Source organism: Acrocarpospora phusangensis (assembly GCF_016862995.1).
GTDB classification, from domain to species: Bacteria; Actinomycetota; Actinomycetes; order Streptosporangiales; family Streptosporangiaceae; genus Acrocarpospora; species Acrocarpospora phusangensis.
Genome location: NZ_BOOA01000029.1, coordinates 91,914 through 98,206, shown reverse-complemented (window position 1 = coordinate 98,206; position 6,293 = coordinate 91,914). Strand labels below are relative to the sequence as shown.

Below are 6,293 nucleotides of genomic sequence, written 5' to 3'. Positions count from 1 at the left end.
AGGCCACCTGGCCTGCGACGGAGTCCGTGGGCGATCCAGCCGGGTGGCCGCGAGCCGGGTCTGCCGGCGGGGGCGCAGCGGAATCGGCGGAGGGGTCTCGGTCGGGGATGCCGCCGCTGCCGGCCTGGCCCGCGAGTGCCGCCGCCGAAGCCGACGCCGAGCCGGTACGCGAGCCGGTGCGGACCGGGGAACCCGGAGATGTGCCGGTGTGGCCGCCGCGGCTGCCCGGCGAGGCCGCGCACGCTGAGGACGGCATGGGCGACGACCCGCCGGTGGTTCCCCGGCACTGGCCCACCGCTGAGACAGAGAGGGCCGGGCGGACGCTGCGCCCGTGGTCGGCGCCCGGCAGGGTGCCCGCCACTGTTGCCGAGTCGCAGGCGGAGTCCATTCCCGAGCCGCAGACGCTGGAGACGCCGCTGTGGCCGTCCTCGGTCGGCGCGCACGCGACCTCCGAGGCCGAGGTCGCTGATCTCCCTGAGGCTGCCGCCGCCGCGCCTGCCGAAGCCGGGGCTCCGGCTGCGTCCGACAGCGAACCGGCCGGGGCGCAGTGGCCGGCTTTCGGGTCGTGGCCTTCGGCGCCGGTCATCGGCAGCCAGGCCCAGGGCGTACCGGCGGAGGAGGAGACGGCCGCGCAGCTGCCAGAGACGCTTCCCGAGACGAGCGCCGGGGTGCCTGCCTGGTCGCAGGAACAGGACGGCCGGGACGAGCAGGACCATCTCGGCGGGCAGGACTATCGGGACGGACAGGGCGGCCCAGAAGATCGGGGCGGCCCGGACAGCGCGGACGGTCCGGACGCGCGGGGAGGCCCGGACAGGCTGAGTGGGCGCGAGGCTTCGGATCACGAGGCTTCGGATGAAGCTGAGGCGGCCGAGGACGACCGTGACCAGGTCACCGTGCCCGGGGAGCGGGAAGGCGGCCTCAACTGGCCAGAGGAGCGAAAAAGCAACCTCAACATGCCCGGGGAGCGGGAAAGCGGCCTCAACTGGCCAGGGGAGCGGGAGAGCAACCTCAACATGCCCGGGGAGCCTGCCGAGTGGCCGCCGGGACCGGGCAGGTGGCGGTCCGTGGAGCCGCTGCCGCCGCTGCCCGAGGAGACCGTGGCGGAGACCACGATCCCCCGCCGGGACGTGCTGTACCCGATCAAGGACGCGTCACCCGGGCCGTTGCGACGCCTGCACGGCGAGAACACCCCGGCCGAGGGCATCGTCCTGCCGCCCGTACCGCAGCAGCAGGCCTACCGTCAGCCGCCGCCCCCGGCCAGGATCGAGCAGCCCCCGGCGAGGGTCGAGGAGCCGCCTGCGTCCGGCGGCGCGGGACGCAAGGTCGTGCTCGCGATCTGCTCGGTGATCGTGGTGGGCGCGATGGGCGCGGCGGCCTACTTCGCCTACACCGACGCGGGCGACCCGCTGGCGGCCAGCTCCGCCCCGGCGGCCGCCGAGCCCTCGGCCGTACCGGAGGAGGGCCCGGACCCCGCCCCGGTGACCGCCGCCGTGCTCGACTCCGAAGCCACCGACCCACGCAAACTCACCCTGGCCGAAGCGTTCCCCGACTCGCGGATCAGCGTCGAGGGCCGCACCTTCCGGCGGGTCAAGGTGAACATCACCGACAAGTGCGAGGACGCCGCCGCCGGCGCGTTCGCCGAGGCCCTGGCCCAGCACCAGTGCCGCCGCGTGCTCCGCGCCACCTACGTGGACAGCCGCAAACAGTACGCGATCACCACCGGCATCGCCGTCCTGCCCACCAAGGAAGCCGCCCTGGAGGTCGACAAGACCAAGAACCTGGGCGGCAACCTCTGGTTCCGCGGCCTGGACGGCGAACCCGAGAGCGGCGCCGAGCGGGTCTCCATCTCCGGCGGCTACGCGGCGGGCATGGTCTGGGGCCGCTACATCGTCTTCAGCTACGCCACCTACGCCGACGGCCACACCCCGGTCGAAAAGGAAAAAGACCTAGGCCCGGTCAGCGGCGCCTTCCGCGACCACACCGCCGCCATCATCGAAAAACGCATCACCAGCTGACTCGGTAAGGGCACCGCGGCGGCCACGGGCAGCCAGCTCGACTGACGCTGCGTCAGCTCTTGGCGAGGTCGCGTACCCGGCGGGTCTGGAGGGCGCGCGGCGCCAACTCCTCGTCCGGGGGGTAGCGGACCTCTTCCAGGGTGAGGCCGAGGGCGGGTGCCACGTGGATGCCGGAGTCGCGTTCCGCGCGGGCCAGCGCCTCGGCGGGCCACTCGACCGGGCGGCGGCCCTCGCCGACCGCCAGCAGCGAGCCCACCAGGGCCCGCACCATCGAATGGCAGAAGGCGTCCGCGACCACGGTGGCCACCAGGATGCCGTCAGGCCCGCGCTCCCAGTCCAGCCGCTGGAGCTCCCTGATCGTGGTCGCGCCCTCCCGCTTCTTGCAGAACGCGGCGAAGTCGTGCTCCCCCAGCAGCCCCGCGGCGGCGGCGTTCAGCGAATCCACGTCGAGCGGCCGATTGTGCCAGAGCACGTCCCGCCGCCGCAGCGGGTCCACGCCGCCGGGAGCGTCACCGACCCGGTAGGCGTACCGCCGGGAAAGGGCCGAGAAGCGGGCGTCGAAACCGGCAGGAGCCACGGACAGCCGGTGAACCCTTACATCGGGGCTCAGCACCCCCGCGAGCCGCCGTAAGAGCGCAGAGAGCTCCACATCGGCTTCCAGGTCCACATGCGCGACCTGCCCCCGCGCGTGCACCCCCGCGTCGGTACGGCCCGCGACCGTCAACCCCGGCGGCTCCGCCCGCAGAATCCGGCCGAGCGCCTCCTCGATCTCCCCCTGGACGGTCCGGCGCCCCGGCTGCCGCGCCCACCCGGAGAAATCCGTCCCGTCGTACCCCAGATCCAGCCGCACCCTGACCATCGGAACATCCCCTTCAAAACAAACGGGTCCGGCGCCCTGAGCGGACACCGGACCCATCCACGACCTGAAGATCAGGCGTCGTCCTTCTTCGCCTCGCCGGCCTCGGTGGCCTCCGTGGCCTCGGCCGTCTCGGCGGCCTCGGTCTCCGGAGCCTCCGCGGCTTCGGGAGCCTCGGCGACCTCAGCGGCCTCGTCGGCGACGGCGGGAGCCTCGGGCGCGGCGGCGGCCGGGGCGGCCTTCGCGACCTTGACCGGGTTCAGCGGCTCGGTCACCAGTTCGATGATCGCCATCGGGGCGTTGTCGCCCTTCCGGGGACCGATCTTGGTGATCCGGGTGTAACCACCGGGACGCTCGGCGAACGTCGGGGCGATCTCCGCGAACAGGTGGTGAATGACACCCTTGTCCCGGACGATCGTCATGACCTGGCGACGGTTGTGCAGGTCGCCCTTCTTCGCCTTGGTGATCAGCCGCTCCGCCAGCGGGCGGAGCCGCTTGGCCTTGGCCTCGGTGGTACGGATCCGGCCGTGCTGGAACAGCTGGGTGGCGAGGTTCGCCAGGATCAGCCGCTCGTGAGCCGGGCCGCCGCCGAGACGGGCGCCCTTGGTGGGCTTGGGCATGGAATGCTCCTTGTGGATAACCCGCCCCGGCCGTACCAGGTACCGGGGTCGGGCCGACCGGCGAACCGGTCGTTACGTGATCTTCTAGTACTGCTCGGTCTCGATGAAGCCGCCGTCCTCGTCGTCGTACCCGCCACCGGCGACCGCGGTGGGGTCGAATCCGGGCGGGGAGTCCTTGAGGGCGAGACCCATCTCGTGCAGCTTCTGCTTGACCTCTTCGATGGACTTGGCACCGAAGTTCCTTATGTCCAGCAGGTCCTGCTCGCTGCGCGCCACGAGCTCACCCACGGTGTGGATGCCCTCGCGCTTGAGGCAGTTGTAGGAACGGACCGTCAGGTTCAGCTCCTCGATCGGCAGCGCCAGGTCGGCGGCCAGGGCCGCGTCCGTCGGCGACGGGCCGATGTCGATGCCCTCGGCCTCGACGTTGAGCTCGCGGGCCAGGCCGAAGAGCTCGACGAGGGTCTTACCGGCCGAGGCCACCGCGTCGCGGGGCTTCATGCACGGCTTGGTCTCGACGTCGAGGATCAGGCGGTCGAAGTCCGTGCGCTGCTCGACACGGGTGGCCTCGACCTTGTAGGTGACCTTGAGGACCGGGGAGTAGATCGAGTCGATCGGGATGCGCCCGATCTCCTGGCCCGGCTGCTTGTTCTGCGCGGCGGAGACGTAGCCGCGACCGCGCTCGACGGTCAGCTCCATCTCCAGCTTCGCCTTGCCGTTCAGCGTGGCGATGTGGAGCTCGGGGTTGTGCACCTCGACACCGGCCGGGGGCGCGATGTCGGCGGCGGTGACCTCGCCGGGACCCTGCTTGCGCAGGTACATGACCACCGGCTCGTCGTGCTCCGACGAGACCACCAGGGCCTTCAGGTTCAGGATGATGTCGGTGACATCCTCCTTGACCCCGGGCACGGTGGAGAACTCGTGCAGCACGCCCTCGATGCGGATGCTCGTGACGGCCGCGCCCGGAATGGACGACAGCAGCGTGCGGCGGACCGAGTTTCCGATGGTGTAACCGAAGCCCGGCTCCAGCGGCTCGATGACGAACTTGGACCGGTGCTCTTCGAGGGACTCCTCGACGAGGCTGGGACGCTGTGCGATGAGCATGCGTATCTCCTCTTTCACGGTGGCGCCCGCTATTTGACGCCACTCGCCTACAACCATGATGCCGCACGGCCCCAAATGCGCGGGCCGTGCGGCAAAGACAAGCCTTACTTGGAGTAAAGCTCGACGATGAGCTGCTCCTGGACCAGCGTGTCGATCTGCTGGCGGACCGGGAGCTGGTGCACGAGGATGCGCATGGCCTCCGGCGAGACACCCAGCCACGCCGGGACGGTCTTGTCCCCGGCGGTGGCGCGGGCCACCTCGTACGGCAGCAGGTTGCGCGACTTCTCCCGCACCTCGACGATGTCGTGCTCGCGCACGCGGTACGACGGGATGTCGACCTTCTTGCCGTTCACCAGCACGTGCCCGTGACGGACCTGCTGGCGGGCGGCGTCGCGGGACTCCGCGAAACCGGCGCGGTAGACCACGTTGTCGAGACGGCTCTCCAGGATCTGGAGGAGGTTCTCACCGGTCTTGCCGGCCTTGCGGTTGGCTTCCTCGTAGTAGTTGCGGAACTGCCGCTCGAGGATGCCGTAGATACGGCGGGTCTTCTGCTTCTCCCGGAGCTGGAGCTGGTACTCCGACTCCTTGGGACGGCCTCGGCCGTGCTCACCCGGCGGGTAAGGACGGATCTCGATGGGGCACTTCGCGGACTCGCACTTCTTGCCCTTGAGGAAGAGCTTGGTCTTCTCCCGACGGCAGAGCTTGCAGTCCGCACCCGTGTAACGAGCCATTTCTCTCTATCTCCTGGTCAGACTCGGCGGCGCTTCGGCGGACGGCAACCGTTGTGCGGAACCGGGGTCACGTCCTGGATGGACCCGACCTCGAGCCCGGTCGCCTGAAGCGAACGGATCGCGGTCTCCCGGCCGGAGCCGGGGCCCTTCACGAAGACGTCGACCTTGCGCATGCCGTGCTCCATGGCCCGGCGGGCGGCGTTCTCGGCCGCCATCTGCGCGGCGAACGGGGTGGACTTGCGAGAGCCCTTGAACCCGACGTGGCCGGCGCTGGCCCAGGAGATCACGTTCCCGTTCGGGTCGGTGATCGAAACGATCGTGTTGTTGAACGTGCTCTTGATGTGGGCGTGCCCGTGAGCGACGTTCTTCTTTTCCTTGCGGCGCACCTTCTTGGGCGCGCCCTGGCGGCTCTTCGGCGGCATTTAAGCGCTTCTCCTGAAATGTGGCTGCTAAGGACTACTTCTTGCCCGGCTTCTTCTTGCCGGCCACGGTCTTCTTCTTGCCCTTGCGGGTACGCGCGTTCGTCTGCGTCCGCTGACCGTGGACAGGCAGGCCCTTGCGGTGCCGGATGCCCTGGTAGCAGCCGATTTCGATCTTGCGACGGATGTCCGCCTGAACTTCGCGGCGGAGGTCACCCTCGATCTTGAAGTTCGCCTCGATGTAGTCACGCATGGGCACGAGCTCGGCGTCGCTGAGCTGGTGCACGCGCAGGTCACCGCTGACGCCGGTGGCCTTGAGGATCTCCAGGGCGCGGGTGCGACCGATTCCGAAAATGTAGGTGAGAGCGATCTCCAGCCGCTTGTCGCGGGGGAGGTCGACGCCAACCAGGCGAGCCATGGTCGGGCATTCTCCTTCGTTTGGGCGGAGGTCCTGCGCCTCACTACCCCTCCCCATGCCCGGGGTGAGGGCCCCGGCCTCCGACCGGGGGTCGCCCACGCGGTTCGCCCTCGGACGAGGGCGCCTACGCGGG

The 6,293-nt window shown here is 70.2% G+C and carries 7 protein-coding genes; 1 reads left to right on the top strand and 6 read right to left on the bottom strand.

The features are described 5' to 3' along the window. The first annotated feature begins 107 nt into the window (after window positions 1–107). Window positions 108–2,015 (top strand): hypothetical protein, encoded by a 1,908-nt coding sequence (locus Aph01nite_RS19050; protein ID WP_204042261.1) that lies wholly within the window; start codon window positions 108–110, stop codon window positions 2,013–2,015. A gap of 52 nt (window positions 2,016–2,067) precedes the next feature. Here the strand turns inward: Aph01nite_RS19050 and truA are convergent, their stop codons facing one another. The 6 genes from truA to rpsM form a co-directional block, all read right to left on the bottom strand. After that, the gene (gene truA, locus Aph01nite_RS19045) at window positions 2,068–2,874 is read right to left on the bottom strand and encodes a tRNA pseudouridine(38-40) synthase TruA (RefSeq protein ID WP_204042260.1); all 807 of its coding nucleotides are present in this window, start codon (window positions 2,872–2,874) and stop codon (window positions 2,068–2,070) included. A gap of 71 nt (window positions 2,875–2,945) precedes the next feature. Continuing rightward, window positions 2,946–3,491, bottom strand: coding sequence for a 50S ribosomal protein L17 (gene rplQ / locus Aph01nite_RS19040; protein ID WP_204042259.1), 546 nt, complete (start codon window positions 3,489–3,491; stop codon window positions 2,946–2,948). 84 nt (window positions 3,492–3,575) lie between these two features. Beyond that, on the bottom strand, window positions 3,576–4,592 hold the full coding sequence (locus tag Aph01nite_RS19035; protein ID WP_204042258.1) for a DNA-directed RNA polymerase subunit alpha: 1,017 nt from the start codon (window positions 4,590–4,592) through the stop codon (window positions 3,576–3,578). Window positions 4,593–4,696: 104 nt separating this feature from the next. Then, complete coding sequence (rpsD, locus tag Aph01nite_RS19030) at window positions 4,697–5,323, bottom strand: 30S ribosomal protein S4 (RefSeq protein WP_204042257.1); 627 nt, start codon at window positions 5,321–5,323, stop codon at window positions 4,697–4,699. 17 nt (window positions 5,324–5,340) lie between these two features. Then, the gene (rpsK, locus tag Aph01nite_RS19025; RefSeq protein WP_020542285.1) at window positions 5,341–5,745 is read right to left on the bottom strand and encodes a 30S ribosomal protein S11; all 405 of its coding nucleotides are present in this window, start codon (window positions 5,743–5,745) and stop codon (window positions 5,341–5,343) included. Between the two features lie 34 nt (window positions 5,746–5,779). Further along, window positions 5,780–6,160 (bottom strand): 30S ribosomal protein S13, encoded by a 381-nt coding sequence (gene rpsM, locus Aph01nite_RS19020; RefSeq protein ID WP_155351297.1) that lies wholly within the window; start codon window positions 6,158–6,160, stop codon window positions 5,780–5,782. Between the last annotated feature and the right edge of the window lie 133 nt (window positions 6,161–6,293).